We start from the raw sequence: 15047 nt of genomic DNA, 5'->3' as shown, positions 1-15047 counted from the left end.
AGGCGATCTCATCATGCCGACCGTGGACGCTTCCCCCGTACCCTTCAATTTCGCTCTTGATCGCACCGCCCTGCTGGTGATCGACATGCAGCGGGACTTTCTGCTGCCCGGCGGCTTCGGCGAGAGCCTGGGCAACGACGTCGCCCAGCTGCGCCGGACCATCGGGCCGCTGACCTCGCTGATGGCCGCCTGGCGGGCGGCCGGGCTGCCGATCATCCACACCCGCGAGGGGCACGAGCCGGATCTGTCCGACTGTCCCCCGGCCAAGCTGGCCCGCGGTCCGATGATCGGGAAACCGGGCCGGTTCGGGCGGATCCTCGTCCGGGGCGAGTACGGCCACGACATCATCGACGAACTCCAGCCGATCGACGGCGAGCCGGTCGTCGACAAGCCCGGCAAGGGCGCCTTCTACGCCACCGAGCTGCCGGAACTGCTCGACAAGGACGGCATCGAGTCGCTGGTGGTGACCGGTGTGACCACCGAGGTCTGCGTTCACACCACGGTCCGTGAGGCGAACGACCGCGGCTACGAGTGCCTGGTGCTCGCCGACTGCGTCGGTTCCTACTTCCCCGAGTTCCAGCGGGTCGGCCTGCAGATGATCGCCGCGCAGGGCGGCATCTTCGGCTGGGTCGCCGAGTCCCCCGCCCTGATCAAGGAGATCGCGCGATGAAACTCGCCTACTGGGTCCGGGGCGACACGAACGCCTTCTTCGGCTTCGGCGTCAACGTCCTGGTCAACGTGCTCACCCTGACCGCCCTCTGCATCGGCGTGATCCAGATGCCGGCCGGGGATGTCTTCGGCGTCATCCTGCCCGCGCTCGGCGTCGCCCTGGTCGCCGGGAACGTCTACTACACCTTCCTGGCCCGGCGGCTGGCCGCCCGGGAGAACCGGACCGACGTGACGGCCCTGCCGTACGGCCCGAGCGTCCCGCACATGTTCATCGTGATCTTCGTGATCATGCTGCCGATCTACCTGACCACGAAGGATCCGGTGGCGGCGTGGACGGCCGGCATCGCGTGGGCGTTCATCATCGGCGTGATCGTGCTGATCGGGGCGTTCGTCGGCCCGTACATCCGCAAGTACACGCCCAGGGCGGCCCTTCTGGGCACCCTGGCCGGCATCTCGATCACGTTCATCTCGATGAACCCGGCCGGCACCATGTGGAGCTACGCGTGGATCGCCCTGCCGGTCTTCGGCATGCTGCTGATCGGGCTGCTCACCGACGTGAAACTGCCCGGGAACTTCCCGATCGGCCTGGCCGCGCTGCTGGTCGGCACCGCGATCGGCTGGATCGGCGGCGCCATGTCGGTGCCGGACGTGACGGCCGCCGCCCGCGACATCGCGTTCGCCTTCCCGCACCTCAAGGTGGACCTGTTGATCGACGGCCTGCGGGACATGGCGCCGCTGCTGGCGACCGCGATCCCGCTGGGCGTCTACAACTTCACCGAGGCGATGACCAACGTGGAGAGCGCGGCCACCGCCGGTGACCGGTACAACCTGCGCAGCGTGCTCCTCGCCGACGGCGCCGGCGCGGTGATCGGCTCCTGCCTGGGCTCGCCGTTCCCGCCCGCCGTGTACGTCGGGCACCCGGGCTGGAAGGCGGCCGGTGGGCGTACCGGGTATTCGATGGCGACCGGCGTGCTGATCGCGCTGCTCTGCTTCTTCGGGTTGTTCGGCCTGCTCGGGGCGGTCTTCCCGACCGCCGCGATCGTGCCGATCCTGCTCTACATCGGCCTGCTGATCGGCGCGCAGGCGTTCCAGGCGACGCCGCGGGCGCACGCCGCCGCGGTGGTGGCCGCCCTGATCCCGAACATCGCCGCCTGGGCGACCGGGCAGATGGACAACGTCCTGGCCGCCGCCGGCACCACGGCCTCGCAGGTCGGCAGCGAGGCGCTGGCCGGCGCGGGGGTGATCTACGACGGCCTGAAGACGCTCGGCGAGGGCGCGATCCTGGCCGGTCTGGTGCTCGGCGCGATCGTCGCGTTCATCATCGACAAACGGTTCTGGCACGCGGCGATCTTCTCGGCCAGCGGCGCGGTGCTCACCTTCGTCGGCCTGATCCACGCCGAGAAGGTGCAGTGGAACGCCGACGGGCCGGTCACTCTCGGTTATCTCTTCCTCGCCGTGGTGTGCGTCCTGTTCGCACTCGGCAAACCGGACCCCCGCGAGCCGGACGCCGAGGAGAGTGCGGCGCCGGCCGAGGAACCCGCGCCTGCCGGTTGAGGTTCCGCACACCGATGCGGCCCCGGGACACCCTCCGCCCGGGGCCGCATCACCACCGAGAGGGAGCACGGATGCACCGAGATCTGCCCGAGGTGATCGCCGAGGTCACCGCGGCTTTCGAGGACTACGAGCGGGCGCTGGTCGCGAACGACGTGGCGGCGATCCTCGGTTTCTTCACCGCCGACGCGGTCCGCTTCGGCGTCAACGACCGGCAGGCCGGTATCGAGGAGCAGGCCAGGTGGCGGCGCGCGCAGGCAGCGCTGCCGCCGGGCCGGCATCTCAAGGACACCAGGATTCAGGGGTACGGCCACAGCACAGCGGTCGTCACGACGCTCTTCGGCTATCCCGGCAGCGGGGTGCTGGGCCGGCAGTCGCAGACCTGGGTGCGCCTGCCCGAGGGGTGGCGGATCGTCACCGCGCACGTCTCCGAGCCCACCGGTCAGCCCACGTAGCGGCGGGCGGTCGAGCGGCGCTGGGCCTCGTCCAGGACGCCGAGCCGGGCCTCGACCACCGCCGGGCGGGGCCGGCGGTGGGTCAGCAGCCAGCCGAGGCCGCGGATCGCGTCGAGGGCGCCGAGCAGCGAGGTCCGGTCCCGGGGGACGGTTCGGGCGAGGAAGAGCGTGCGGCGTACGGCTGCTCCGGCCGGCCGCCGCAGCCAGGTGAACCAGAGCGTGTTGCGCAACCCGATCCGGCGCCGGTGCGTGGCGTCGCGCACCACCGACGCCCGGTGGTGCACGGTCAACTCCTCCAGGTAGCACAGTTCCCAGCCGCCGCTGACCAGGTCGGTGGCGAGCAGCTCCTCCTCGCCGCCCAGCCAGATCCGCTCACTGAAACCGCCGGCCGCCTCGAACGCGTCCCGCCGCACCACCGAGGCGCCGGCCAGGAAGCTGCCCAGCGCCGGACCCGGCAGCCACGGCGGCCCGGGCACCGGCGAATCGCGCAGCTCGGCCACGATCGGGTCCTCCACCCCGAAGGGCTCCACCACGATCCGGGCGTTGAGCAGGGCCAGCCGGGGATGGGCGTCGAGTACGTCGGCGGCGCGGGACAGGGAGCCGGGAGTCCACCAGGTGTCGTCGTCGCAGAAGGCCACGTAGGGGGTGCGCGTACGGCGTACCCCGATGTTTCGACCGACGGCCCCGAGATTCCTGCTCAGCGCAACCACCTCGACGCCCGGGAATCGTTCGCGGGCCGCGTCCGCGGTCCCGTCGGTGGAGCCGTTGTCCACCAGCACCACGTGCGGTCGTTCCGGCAGTTCCAGCAGCCTGGCCAGGCAGGCCAGCGCCTCGTCGCGCCGCTGCCAGGTGATGACCACGACGCTCACCCGCGAATCCCCCATGGCGGCCCGCATACCCGTCGCTGATCCGGGCAACCCCACCTCGACATCGTGAGAAGGAGGCGGCCAGTGGATCCGCGTGAGCAGTACCCGAAGCCCGAGCTGGACGGTGGCGATCTGGAGCCGCCCGGTCTGACGTCGCAGATGCCGGACCGGCCCGACCACGGGGAGCAGACCTACCGCGGCAGCGGGAAACTGACCGGCCGCAAAGCAGTCATCACCGGCGGCGACTCCGGCATCGGGCGCGCGGTGGCCATCGCGTTCGCGCGGGAGGGCGCCGACGTGCTGATCTCCTACCTCCCGGAGGAGGAGTCGGACGCGCAGGACACCGCGCAGTGGATCGAGAAGGCGGGCCGCAAGGCGGTGACCGTGCCCGGCGACATCCGGGACGAGGCGCACTGCCGGGCGATCGTCGACCGGGCCCGGCAGGAGCTCGGTGGCGTGGACATCCTGGTCAACAACGCCGCCTACCAGATGGCGCAGCCGGGCGGGATCACCGAGATCACCGACGAGCAGTTCGACCGGGTCATGAAGACCAACCTGTACGCGATGTTCTGGCTCTGCCGGGCAGCGGTGCCGCACATGCCGCCCGGCGCGACGATCATCAACACCGCGTCCGTGCAGGCGTACCTGTCGTCGAGCGCGCTGCTCGATTACGCCACCACGAAGGGCGGCATCGTCGCGTTCACCAAGGCGCTCGCCGAGGACCTCGCCGACAAGGGCATCCGGGTCAACGCGATCGCGCCCGGGCCGATCTGGACGCCGCTGATCCCGGCCACCATGCCCGAGGAGAAGGTCAAGTCGTTCGGCGGCGACACCCCGCTCGGCCGGGCCGGACAGCCGGCCGAGCTGGCCGCCGCGTACGTCTACTTCGCCGGACCGGATTCCAGCTACACCACCGGCGAGGTGCTCGGCATCACCGGTGGCAAGCCGGTCAGCTGAACAGGTTCACAGTCCAGTGGAAGGCGTCCATCACCCACTCGGTCTGCCGCAGGTGGGCGAACCCGACGCCGACCAGGAAGAGCCCGGCGACCATGTGCGAGCCGCGGGCCGTGTGCCGGACCCGGCCCATCTGCCGCTCCAGCACCAGGCGGCCGACCAGGCGGGACAGCGCGAACACGCCCGCGGCCACGCACACCGTCACCAGGAAGACGATCGCCGCCGTGACGAACGAGCCCTCCGACGAGAGCACCCAGATGCCCCAGCAGACGAACGCGAAGATCAGCGCGGCGTTGGACCACTCGCTACCCCGCCGCAGCCGGCGGATGTGCCAGGACAGGCTGCGCGGCTCGCGCGGGGCGTGCCCGTGCTCCTCCGGCCAGCCGGTGCCGGTCGGCTCGTGCTCGGCGGTGAACTGCTGAGTGCGCTGCGTGACCCGGGCCCGGCCCTGGGTGAACGGCGACTGCTCGGGTGCCGGTGGCGTGGGCACGCCCGGCGCCGCGTCGATCGGTGTCGTGGGCGGAGCCGTCTGTGCCGTCGGCTGGTCGGCCCACGGGTCCTGCGGCGGCATGTCGAGCGTCCGCTCCGGCCACTGCGGTTGCTCCGGCATGGTTCCCCTCTCGGCCTGCGTACGACGTCGTCAGCTCGAGGGTAGCGAGCCAACAAATCGGTCGCCCTCACCCACAGCAGTCCGTTACACACAAGCCATGAAGGATGTGTTGCGGCTGCGGCCCGCTACGGCCGACGACTACCCGGCGATCGCTGACCTGCTCGACACCGTTTTCCACGAGGAGCTCTCCGCGGAGTACCGCGAGGCGAGCGCGGCCGTCTTCGAGGCGGAACGCGCGCTGGTGGTCGAGGACGAGGGGGCCGTGGTCGCGCACACCAACCTCCTCACCAGGGATCTCACCGTGCCCGGCGGGATCGTCGCGGCCGCTCACGTGACCGGTGTCGGCGTGCTGCCGACCCATCGGCGGCAGGGCCTGTTGACGCGGATGATGCATCGGCAGCTGCGGGACGTGGCCGAGGCCGGCCGCGAACCGATCGCTGTGCTGTGGGCCAGCGAGACCAAGATCTATCCACGGTTCGGGTACGGTCCGGCGTCCGCCCGCCTGAGCTTCTCGATCATGAATCGTGAGGTTCGTCTCCCCGCGCCGCCCGCCGAACCGTCCGGGCAGCTGCGGATGGGCGACCCGCACGACCTGCTGCCGGCCATCACCAAGGTGTACGAGCAGCTGCGCCCGGAACAGATCGGCTGGTCCAGCCGGGACGAGCGCTGGTGGCGGTACGTGCTGGTCGATCCGAAGGACGGGCGGGACGGCGCCACCCGGCGGTACGGGGTGGTGCACGAAGGCCCCGGCGGCCCCACCGGCTATGCGCTGTGGCGGGTCAAGGACAAATGGACCGGTCACGGGCCGGACGCCGAGGTGCAGGTCCGTGAGGTGGCTGCGGCCGATCCGGCGACCTATCTGGCGCTCTGGCGTTTCCTGCTCGGCATCGATTTGAGCCGGTCCGTGACGCACAGCCTCGCCGCCGTCGACGAGCCCCTGCAGTATCTGGTGGACGAACCGCGCCGGCTCGGCGCGACGATGCTCGACGGCCTCTGGGTCCGGATCATCGACGTGCCACAGGCCCTGACCGCCCGCCGGTACGCGGCGCCGGTCGACGTGGTGCTGGAGATCACCGATCCGCTGCTGGAGTCGAACACCGGGCGGTGGCGGCTCACCGGTGGGCCGGAAGGGGCGACCTGTGTGCCGACGACCGACCCGGCCGATCTGAGCTGCACGGTCACCGAGCTGGGCGCGGCCTACCTGGGGGCCACGACCCTGTCCTCGCTGGCTGCGGCCGGGCGGGTTCGGCAGCTCACCGGCAACGACCCGACCAACGCCTTCCGCTGGCATCGGCTGCCGAGTCCGACCGAGGTGTTCTGAGGTTGGGCGCGGCGGCGGTAGCGTCGGTCTCATGGGTCAGCCCGAACGCCGGCGCCGTCGCGTGCGCCCCACCTCGCCGTCCGCCGAGCCGGCCCCTGCTCCCGGCCCTGGACCTGTTCCCGGGCCTGCACCCGCGCCCGGACCTGCGCCTGCTCCCATTCCTGGGCCCGCGCCTGCTCCCGTTCCCGGGCCTGCTCCCGTTCCCGGGCCTGTTCCTGGGTCTGGGCATGCGCCCGTTCGTGGGCCTGCGCCTGTTCCTGTGCCTGCGCCTGTTCCTGGACCTGTTCCTCAGCCGCCCGCTGTTCCGGTGCCGGGGCCGCCGGCCGGTGCCGGGGCCGGGCCGACTGCCGTGACCACGCCGGTCGAGGGCGCGCAGCAGCGGCCCGGGCGGGGTGGACACGGGCGGCGGCCCACCTCGGGGGCGGGCGCGGGCGCTGACGAGCGGGAGTCCGAACGGGGCCTGCGCGGGCTGGTCGGATCCGGGTCGTCGCAGGTCAGCGTGGGTGCGGCCCTGCGTGCTCGGGACGCGTCGCGGCCCAGCGACGAGCAGATCGCCGAGGCCGAACGGGACCTGCCCATCGTGCGGCGCAACTGGCTGCCGCGCGAGGACCTGCCGCGCCGCTGATTTTCCGGCTGGTTCTCACGGCTGTTTGAGGCGCCCGGAAACAGCCCTCAGAGCCAGCCGCCCAACCCGGGCTGACCGCCACGGCTGCTTCGAACGCCGGGTAGCAACGCTCACGGTCAGCCGGCGAAACCCGGCTGACCGCCAGGGCTGCCTCGGGCGCCCGGAAACAGCGCTCGCGGTCAGCCGGGTGGGGCGGGCTGACCGCCACGGCTGCATCGGACGCCCGGAAACAGCGCTCACGGTCAGCCGGACGGGACGGGCTGACCGCCACGGCTGCATCGGACGCCCGGAAACAGCGCTCACGGTCAGCCGGACGGGACGGGCTGACCGCCACGGCTGCATCGGACGCCCGGAAGCAGCGCTCGCGGTCAGCTGGGTGGGGTGGGCTGACCGTCAGGGCTGTTCGGGCGGGCGGTGGTGGCTGGGTCAGGCGCTAGGGGTGGACTCGGGGAGGGCGGGGAGTTCGCGGGCCACCTCGTAGTCGGCGAGCTGGGCGATGCGCCGGGCGTGGCGGACGTTGCCGGAGAACGAGGTGGCGATGAACGCCTCGACGAACGCGGTGGCCTCGTCCAGGGTGTGCTGCCGGGCGCCGATCGCGATCACGTTGCTGTCGTTGTGCTGGCGGGCCAGTTCGGCGATCTCGGTCTTCCAGACCAGCGCGGAGCGGACGCCGGGCACCTTGTTGGCGGCGATCTGCTCGCCGTTGCCCGAGCCGCCGATCACGATGCCGAGCGAACCCGGGTCGGCGACCACCTTGACGCCGGTGTGGAAGCAGAACGCCGGGTAGTCGTCCTCGGGGTCGTAGGCGTGCGGCCCGACGTCGACCACGTCGTGACCCTGCTTGTTCAGGTGGTTCACGAGGTGGTTCTTCAGCTCGAAACCGGCGTGGTCGGAACCCAGGTAGAGACGCATGTCAAAAAGTCTTTCAGAAGGTGAGGGCCGAACGCAGGGCGGATGCCACCTGGTCCGCCGCGGCCCGGGCGGCATCGATGGTGGCCAGTTTTCGGGCGAAGCCGTGGTTCACGCCCATGTAGCGGGTGTGCACCACCGGGACGCCGGCGGCGATCAGCGCGTTCGCGTAGTCGGCGCCCTCGTCGCGCAACGCATCGTACTCCGCGGTGATCAGCAACGTTGGCGGCATTCCGGACAAATCGTCCGCCGCGAGCGGTGACACGTCCGGGGTGAGGCGCTGCATCGGGTCCGGTACGAACGTCTCCCAGGCCAGCTTCATCGACGCGCGGTCCAGCCCGTATCCGCCGACCTCGTCGTAGGACTCGGCGGAGGTGAGCGGGTCGAGGGCCGGGTAGATCAGCACCTGGTAGTCGAGCGGGGTGGCGGCGTCCCGCTGCCGGCGGGCGGTGACCGTGGCGAGCTGGCCGCCCGCGCTGTCCCCGCCGATCGCCAGCCGGGACACGTCCAGCCCCAGGTCCGCGCCGGACCGGCGCAGATAGGACAGGACGGTCGCGACGTCGTCGAGGGCGGCCGGAAAGACGTGCTCCGGGGCGAGCCGGTAGCCGACCGAGACCACGGCGCAGCCGGAGCGCTCCGCCACCCGGCGGCAGAACCGGTCCACGGTTTCGATGCTGCCGTAACACCAGCCGCCGCCGTGCAGGTAGACCAGGACGGGCGTACCGGTCCGGGTCGCGTAGAGGCGGCACGGCACGCCGTCCGCGTCGAGATCGGCGACGACCGGCAACGGCAGGGCCGGGCCGGTCTCCGCCTCGTTCGACTCCTCCATCGCCGCACGGGCGCCGAGCAAGCGCTGGTACGGGTCGGCGGCGAGTTCCTCGGCGGTGGGCCGCCGCCGCAGTGACGCGGCGGCGGTTACCTGTGGGTGCAGCATCAGTCCAGCTGGGCCAGGACGAGTCCGCCACGGGCCTTGGGTGTGAACCACGTGCTCTTGCGCGGCAGCTTGAGCCGCTCCAGGTTCACCTCGACGAAGTCGTCGACGGTGACCGGGGCGATCAGGACGGCCAGCTCGGCGCGCCCGGCGTCCACCTCGTCACGCAGCCACTCGACCGGGTAGTCCCCGCCGATGTAGGCGATCCGCTTGTCCCCCGGGTCCAGGCCGAGCGTGTCGCGCAGCAGAACGCGCTCCACGAGGGCGTGGTCCAGGTTCTCCACCGACGTGCCGGCCGGGTCCGGCGGCAGTCCTACTGCGAAAGAACGGGATTGCGCGTACATCTCGATCGTGCCCTTGGCCGGAAGCTGCGCGGCACGCGGCAGCTCGGTGACCGTCGCGCCGGCCGCGCGGAGCCGTTCCAGAAGGTCGTCGAGCGAGGCCGGCAGCTCGCTGACCAGGCGGTTGTAGGGCTGGATGGCGACCGACGCGGGAGTCGTGACGACCGCCAGGAAGCGGGCGATCCCGCCGGTCTGCGCGGCCAGGCTGCGGTGGTTGCCGTCGGCGACCACCAACTCGCCGCCGCCGGCCAGCTCGAGCAGCCGGTCCTGCAGGTTCCCCGGACCGACCTCCCAGATGTCGTGGGTGCGCCCGGTCTGATCGGTATCGGTTGCGGCGGACTCGCCCGCCGCGTCGACCGCGTCGGCGAGGGCCGCGTGCAGCTCCTCACCCTTGCCGGTCTGGAGCAGGAGTACGGGCGACAGCAGCGTCTGGAGCGAGTCAGCGAGGGCGACCCGCTCACGGACCTTGCTGATGAAGACGTCCTCGTTGCGGATCACCAGGCCGGGCTCGTCGGCGTTGGTCGAGATCTGCGAGGTCTCGACCGTACTCCACAGCCCGTAGGCGGGCGCCTCACCCGGTCCGGTGATGCGGTAGAGCACGACGACCTGCTCTGCGGGGCGGTACCGGCCCTCGGACTTCGCCCGCTCCAGCCGGACCACAGCGTCCGGGAGGGAGTCGGTGAAGGACTTCCCGAGCGAGTCGGGAGCGAGGTGCGGCATCTCGACGGCCAGCGCGCTGTGCGGGTTGGCCGTGATGATCTGGGTGATTTCGGCGTCGTCGGCGAACTCGTCATAATTCTGGGCCCCGGTACCGCCATTGGTGATCCAGGCCCGGCTGATCGGGTGCACGACCGTCATGGGGGGCAACTTACCCGGCGTACCTGCGGTGCCTACCAACCGGCATGTTCCCGCGTGACCTGCTCAACTGGGCCTTGCGATGCGAATTCACCGGCCGCGGGACCGGACACGCCGTCACGGTCACCGGCGGAGCCACCATGACCGCCACATCTGGGGGCAGATCCGCCCAAACCCCTAGCTGAACGCCGATGCTCGATCCGATCGGCTCGTTCTCGGGCACGCTCGCCTCCGCGTTGGATGAGGTGTACATCACCCCATCCAACGACCGGTCGGCGGCGAAGAGTCGCTTTTTTCGGCGACCGCCCCTGAATGGCAACTAATCGAAGATCGGCCCGAGGTCGCGGCTGCGCTTCAGCTCGTAGAAGCCCGGAGTGCCGGCGACCAGCACGACGCCGTCCCACAGCTTGCCGGCGGCCTCGCCCTTGGGCGCCGGGGTGATCACCGGGCCGAAGAACGCGACGGTCTCCCCCGGGTTCGGGCCCGGCGCGTGGATCACCGGGGTGCCGACGTCGGTGCCGACCGGCTTCATCCCGGCGTTGTGACTGGCCCGCAGGGCCTCGTCCCGCTCGCCGGTGTTCGCGGCGGCGGCCAGCTCCGGGTCCAGACCGACCTCGGTCAGCGCCTCGCGGAACAGCTTCTCGTCGTCGATCTCGTACTTCTGCAGGTGGATGCGGGTGCCGAGCGCGGTGTAGAGGTCGCGGAGCACCTCGGGGCCGGCGGTCTCGGCGGCGGCGATGCACACCCGTACCGGGCCCCAGCCCTTGGCCAGCATCTCCCGGTAGCGCTCCGGAAGCTCCTCGCGTCCCTCGTTCAGCACGGAGAGGCTCATCACGTTGAACCGGATGTCGAGAGGGCGGACCTTTTCCACCTCGAGCAGCCAGCGGGAGGTGATCCAGGCCCACGGGCACAAGGGGTCGAACCACATGTCGACGGTCGCGCGTTCTGTCATGCTTCGATCTTCCACCTTCTTCGGTGCCCGGTCGGGGTGAGTTACGTCGCCGCAGGCGCATAGGCTTCGGACAAACGCAGTCAGCTCGAAGGAGAGTGCACGTGGCCGGTGTTCACAACCTGACCCAGGTCGAGGCCGCGGAGCGTGGTCGCTTGCTCGACGTGACCGGGTACGACATCACTCTTGACCTGACCGGTTCCGAGACCTTCCGGTCCACGACGGTGATCACCTTCCGGTGCACGGAACCCGGCGCGACGACGTTCGTCGAGGCCGCCGCCGCGCGAATCAACTCCGCGACGCTGAACGGCGCACCGGTCGACATCAGCGGGTGGACCCCGGAGAACGGTCTGCCGCTGTCCGGCCTCGCCGCGGAGAACACCCTGGTCGTCGACGGCGACTTCAAGTTCTCGGCGAGCGGCCAGGGGCTGCAGCGCAGCGTCGACCCGGTCGACCAGGAGGTCTACCTCTACAGCCAGTTCGAGACGGCGGACGCGCAACGGACGTACGCCTGCTTCGACCAGCCCGACCTGAAGAGCGTCTTCACGTGGCACGCCACGGTGCCGGCGCACTGGAAGGTCGTGTCCAACATGCCGGTCGAGCGCGAGGAGGCGGCCGGCGACGGCGTCAAGGCGGTCCACTTCGCCACCTCGGCGCGGATGAGCACGTACATCACGGCGATCTGCGCCGGGCCGTACCACGAGGTGCGCGACTCGCACGACGGCATCGAGCTGGGCGTCTTCTGCCGCGCCTCGATGGCGCAGTACCTGGACGCCGACGACCTCTTCCTGATCACCAAGCAGGGCTTCGACTTCTTCCACGAGCAGTTCGGGGTGCGCTACCCGCTGCCCAAGTACGACCAGCTGTGGGTGCCCGACTTCAACGCCGGCGCGATGGAGAACTTCGGCTGCGTCACGCACGCCGAGTCGCACTACATCTTCCGCTCGCAGGTCACCGACTACGAGTACGAGCAGCGCGCCAACACGATCCTGCACGAGCTCGCCCACATGTGGTTCGGCGACCTGGTCACCATGCGCTGGTGGAACGACCTGTGGCTGAACGAGTCGTTCGCCGAGTGGGCCAGCCACTGGTGCAACACGCACGCCACCCGGTTCACCGACGCCTGGTCGACGTTCCTGTCCATCCGCAAGGCCTGGGGTTACCGGCAGGACCAGCTGTCCTCCACCCACCCGGTCTACTGCGAGATGCCGGACCTGGAAGCCGTCGAGGTCAACTTCGACGGCATCACGTACGCCAAGGGCGCCAGCGTGATCAAGCAGTTGGTGGCGTACGTCGGACTGGACCCGTTCCTGACCGGCCTGCGGGCGTACTTCGCCAAGCACGCCTGGGGCAACGCCACCTTCGACGACCTGCTCACCGAGCTGGAGTCGGCGTCCGGCCGGGAGCTGCGCAAGTTCGCTCAGCAGTGGCTCGAGACCTCGCAGGTCAACACGCTGCGCCCGGTCGTGGAGGTGGACGCCGACGGGCGTTACACCCAGGTGGTCGTGCACCAGGAGGCGCCGACCGACTACCCGACGCTGCGCACCCACCGGATCGGGCTCGGCCTCTACGACCTGGACGGCGACCGGCTGGTCCGCCGGGAGCTGCTCGAGGTGGACGTGGCCGGCGAGCGTACCGAGGTCGCCGCGCTCGCCGGGGTGGCCGCGCCGGACGTGCTGCTGGTCAACGACGAGGACCTGACGTACGCGAAGCTGCGGCTGGACGAGCGCTCGCTGGGCACCCTGGTGCAGCACATCGCCGGGTTCGAGTCGGCGCTGCCGCGGGCCCTGTGCTGGGCGGCCACCTGGGACATGCTGCGCGACGCCGAGCTGGCGGCCCGCGACTACGTGGCGCTGGTCGTCGCCGGGCTGCCGGCCGAGACCGACGTGAACCTGACCACGGCCACGCTGCGGCAGGCCGGCATGGCGCTGACCAGCTTCGCCGACCCGGAGTGGGCGCCGACCGGCTGGGGCATGCTGGCCGGCCTGGCGAAGGACCAGCTCGCCACCGCCGAACCGGGCAGCGGCTGGCAGCTCACCTGGGCGCGGTCGTTCATCACCGCGGCCCGCACCGCCGAGCAGGCGGTCGAGCTGCGCGGCTGGCTCACCGGCGAGACCCGTCCGGACGGCCTGGTGGTCGACACCGAGCTGCGCTGGAGCCTGCTGCAGGCGCTGGCCGCGCTGGGCGCCGCCACCGAGGAGGAGATCGACGCCGAGCTCGCCTCGGACCGGACCGCGAGCGGTGAGCGGGAAGCCGCGATCGCCCGGGCGCTGCTGCCCACGCCGGCCAACAAGGACCGGGTCTGGGCCGAGCTCACCGGGCCGAAGGCGCCGCCGAACTGGCTGAACCGGTCGCTGCTGCAGGGCTTCCAGAGCACCCGCCAGGTGGCTCTGACAGCGCCGTACGCGGCGAAGTTCTTCGAGGTGGTCGGTGACGTGTGGGCCCGCTCGGACAGTGAGCCGGCCCAGGAGTTCGCCACGCTGGCGTACCCGGCGTACCAGATCAGCCCGGAGACGGTGGCGCTCACCGACGCCTGGCTGAGCCGCGACGGTCAGCCGGCGTCGTTGCGCCGGCTGGTCGCCGAGGGACGCGACGGCATCCTGCGGGCCCTGAAGGCCCGGGAGAAGGACCGCTCCGCGGCCTGACAGCCGACCCAGGGTCCCCGCTCCGGTCATCCGGAGCGGGGACCCTGGTCTTTTACACAGGCATAACTCGCCGGTAACCACGGTGAGTAAGTAGGCTGGCACTCCGCGGTGATGGAGGTGGCCTGTGACGATGCTGAGCCAGGGTGCCCCGGTGCGGTGGAGCGCACCGGAGGGCCGGTGGACCGAGCCGGATCTGCATCTGTTTCCCCAGGACGGACACCGGTACGAGATCGTCGACGGCGGACTGCACGTCAGCCCGCCGACGGACGAGCGGCACGAGACGCTGGTGGAGTCGGTGGTCGGCACCCTGCGGGCGGCCGCGCCGCCCGGCTGGTGGGTGTGCGCGCGGCTGGGCATCGAGATCGGCACCAGCAACCTGGTTCCGGACGTGACCGTGCTGCGGCCGCACTCGTCCGGCGCGATCTGGGTCGACCCGGCCGACGTGGCCCTGGTCGTGGAGGTCGAGGCGGAGGAGACCCGGCGTTACGACCGGCTGCTCAAACCGGCGCTGTACGCGGCGGCCGGCATCCCCGCCTACTGGCGGGTGGAGGCCGGTCCGGTGCTGCGCGTGCACACGCTGGACGGCGCGGAGTACCGGTCGGACGGCAGCGTCGAGGGCGCCGAGCAACGCAAGCTCGACGCCCCCTATCCGATCCGGATCACACCGGCCTCGTGGCGGTGACGCTTTAGGAGCGGCCCGCGTGGGTGGCCAGCTGGTCGATGCCGATCAGCAGGCCACCGGCCAGGTCGCCGCCGGCGAACGAGGCGGCCATCGACAGCCCGGCGAGCTTCGCGTCCCGGTCCGAGATGCGCTTGCGCGCCTCGGACCCGGTGACGATCTCCAGCTTGCGCTGGTTCGGCGACACCGCGATCAGTACGGACCGCTGGTGGTTCCGGGTCTGCCGGTGCAGTTCCTCGGCGGCGGCCCGGACGGGGTCGCCGAGGTCGCCCAGGTAGATGCTGAAGGTCAGACCGGTCGCCTGGTCGGCGATCCGGAGAGCCTCGTCGAGTCGGAGCAGCTGCCGGGTCGTGAAAGGACCGTCGGCCGGCTGCTCCAGCGGGGTGACCTCACCAACTGTCACTTGCGCCTCCTGTCGGGCCGGGCCGGACCGGAGCGCCGGAACTGTCCTCGATGACCAGTCCACGGTGTCCGTCCGCCACGGGAGCGACCCGGTCCGGCGCTGCGGTGAACCACATCGCCGGGAAGTCGTACGGCCGGCCGGGGCGATACCGGCGGGACGGCTTCGACTTGTCCGAGCTGTTGAGCACGAGCGCCGCAACCGCCCCGATGATCGCGGCCGGAATGATCACAAAGACCAGAACGGTGCTGATTACTGACAACTGAACGCCCCCAGGCGCCGGTGAT

17 protein-coding genes are annotated in these 15047 nt (G+C 71.0%); 9 read left to right on the top strand and 8 right to left on the bottom strand.

Annotated features, from left to right (window positions below; genetic code table 11):
- Positions 1 to 13: 13 nt before the first annotated feature.
- From OHA21_RS45855 to OHA21_RS45845, 3 genes are all read left to right on the top strand, one after another.
- On the top strand, positions 14 to 670 hold the full coding sequence (locus OHA21_RS45855) for a cysteine hydrolase family protein (protein WP_328466287.1): 657 nt from the start codon (positions 14 to 16) through the stop codon (positions 668 to 670).
- Entirely contained in the window at positions 667 to 2223 is a 1557-nt protein-coding gene (locus OHA21_RS45850) for a regulator (RefSeq protein ID WP_328466285.1), read from the top strand. The genes OHA21_RS45855 and OHA21_RS45850 overlap by 4 nt, the downstream gene beginning before the upstream one ends.
- 71 nt (positions 2224 to 2294) lie before the next feature.
- Positions 2295 to 2675, top strand: coding sequence for an AtzH-like domain-containing protein (locus OHA21_RS45845; protein ID WP_328466283.1), 381 nt, complete (start codon positions 2295 to 2297; stop codon positions 2673 to 2675).
- Here the strand turns inward: OHA21_RS45845 and OHA21_RS45840 are convergent.
- Positions 2663 to 3544 (bottom strand): glycosyltransferase family 2 protein, encoded by an 882-nt coding sequence (locus OHA21_RS45840; protein WP_328466281.1) that lies wholly within the window; start codon positions 3542 to 3544, stop codon positions 2663 to 2665. The two genes, OHA21_RS45845 and OHA21_RS45840, sit on opposite strands and share 13 nt — an antisense overlap.
- 81 nt (positions 3545 to 3625) lie before the next feature.
- Between OHA21_RS45840 and OHA21_RS45835 the strand changes: the two genes are divergently transcribed.
- Positions 3626 to 4498: an SDR family oxidoreductase gene (locus OHA21_RS45835; protein WP_328466279.1), complete on the top strand. Its 873-nt coding sequence runs from the start codon at positions 3626 to 3628 to the stop codon at positions 4496 to 4498.
- On the opposite strand, the gene OHA21_RS45830 is transcribed toward OHA21_RS45835, so the two are convergent.
- Entirely contained in the window at positions 4491 to 5105 is a 615-nt protein-coding gene (locus OHA21_RS45830; RefSeq protein ID WP_328466277.1) for a DNA-directed RNA polymerase II, read from the bottom strand. The genes OHA21_RS45835 and OHA21_RS45830 overlap by 8 nt on opposite strands.
- A gap of 97 nt (positions 5106 to 5202) precedes the next feature.
- On the opposite strand from OHA21_RS45830, the gene OHA21_RS45825 reads away from it, so the two are divergent.
- Genes OHA21_RS45825 through OHA21_RS45815 form a run of 3 tightly spaced genes read left to right on the top strand, consistent with a single transcriptional unit; the run spans position 5203 to position 7051 of the window.
- On the top strand, positions 5203 to 6426 hold the full coding sequence (locus OHA21_RS45825; RefSeq protein ID WP_328466275.1) for a GNAT family N-acetyltransferase: 1224 nt from the start codon (positions 5203 to 5205) through the stop codon (positions 6424 to 6426).
- Positions 6427 to 6428: 2 nt separating this feature from the next.
- Positions 6429 to 6779, top strand: a complete 351-nt coding sequence (locus OHA21_RS45820) for a hypothetical protein (RefSeq protein ID WP_328466273.1) — start codon at positions 6429 to 6431, stop codon at positions 6777 to 6779.
- The gene (locus tag OHA21_RS45815; protein WP_328466271.1) at positions 6734 to 7051 is read left to right on the top strand and encodes a hypothetical protein; all 318 of its coding nucleotides are present in this window, start codon (positions 6734 to 6736) and stop codon (positions 7049 to 7051) included. Before OHA21_RS45820 ends, OHA21_RS45815 begins: the two co-directional genes overlap by 46 nt.
- Before the next feature lie 426 nt (positions 7052 to 7477).
- On the opposite strand, the gene OHA21_RS45810 is transcribed toward OHA21_RS45815, so the two are convergent.
- The 4 genes from OHA21_RS45810 to OHA21_RS45795 form a co-directional block, all read right to left on the bottom strand.
- On the bottom strand, positions 7478 to 7963 hold the full coding sequence (locus OHA21_RS45810) for a ribose-5-phosphate isomerase (RefSeq protein WP_328466269.1): 486 nt from the start codon (positions 7961 to 7963) through the stop codon (positions 7478 to 7480).
- A 13-nt stretch (positions 7964 to 7976) separates the two neighbouring features.
- The gene (locus OHA21_RS45805) at positions 7977 to 8894 is read right to left on the bottom strand and encodes an alpha/beta hydrolase (protein WP_328466267.1); all 918 of its coding nucleotides are present in this window, start codon (positions 8892 to 8894) and stop codon (positions 7977 to 7979) included.
- On the bottom strand, positions 8894 to 10090 hold the full coding sequence (locus OHA21_RS45800) for a DUF1015 family protein (RefSeq protein ID WP_328466265.1): 1197 nt from the start codon (positions 10088 to 10090) through the stop codon (positions 8894 to 8896). Before OHA21_RS45800 ends, OHA21_RS45805 begins: the two co-directional genes overlap by 1 nt.
- Before the next feature lie 316 nt (positions 10091 to 10406).
- Entirely contained in the window at positions 10407 to 11039 is a 633-nt protein-coding gene (locus OHA21_RS45795) for a mycothiol-dependent nitroreductase Rv2466c family protein (protein ID WP_328466263.1), read from the bottom strand.
- A 101-nt stretch (positions 11040 to 11140) separates the two neighbouring features.
- Here OHA21_RS45795 and pepN point away from each other — a divergent pair, with 101 nt between their 5' ends.
- Together pepN and OHA21_RS45785 are read left to right on the top strand one after the other, a co-directional pair.
- Positions 11141 to 13681, top strand: coding sequence for an aminopeptidase N (gene pepN, locus OHA21_RS45790; protein WP_328466261.1), 2541 nt, complete (start codon positions 11141 to 11143; stop codon positions 13679 to 13681).
- Positions 13682 to 13811: 130 nt separating this feature from the next.
- A complete protein-coding gene (locus OHA21_RS45785) occupies positions 13812 to 14363 on the top strand; it encodes a Uma2 family endonuclease (protein ID WP_328478948.1) in 552 nt (183 codons plus the stop codon).
- A gap of 4 nt (positions 14364 to 14367) precedes the next feature.
- On the opposite strand, the gene OHA21_RS45780 is transcribed toward OHA21_RS45785, so the two are convergent.
- Entirely contained in the window at positions 14368 to 14763 is a 396-nt protein-coding gene (locus OHA21_RS45780; protein ID WP_328466259.1) for a DUF5130 family protein, read from the bottom strand.
- Positions 14750 to 15022, bottom strand: a complete 273-nt coding sequence (gene ctaJ / locus OHA21_RS45775) for an aa3-type cytochrome oxidase subunit CtaJ (protein WP_328466257.1) — start codon at positions 15020 to 15022, stop codon at positions 14750 to 14752. Before ctaJ ends, OHA21_RS45780 begins: the two co-directional genes overlap by 14 nt.
- Positions 15023 to 15047: the final 25 nt, after the last annotated feature.

This window comes from Actinoplanes sp. NBC_00393 (assembly GCF_036053395.1).
In the GTDB taxonomy this organism is placed as follows: Bacteria; Actinomycetota; Actinomycetes; order Mycobacteriales; family Micromonosporaceae; genus Actinoplanes.
This window is presented reverse-complemented; position numbering and strand designations above follow the sequence as displayed.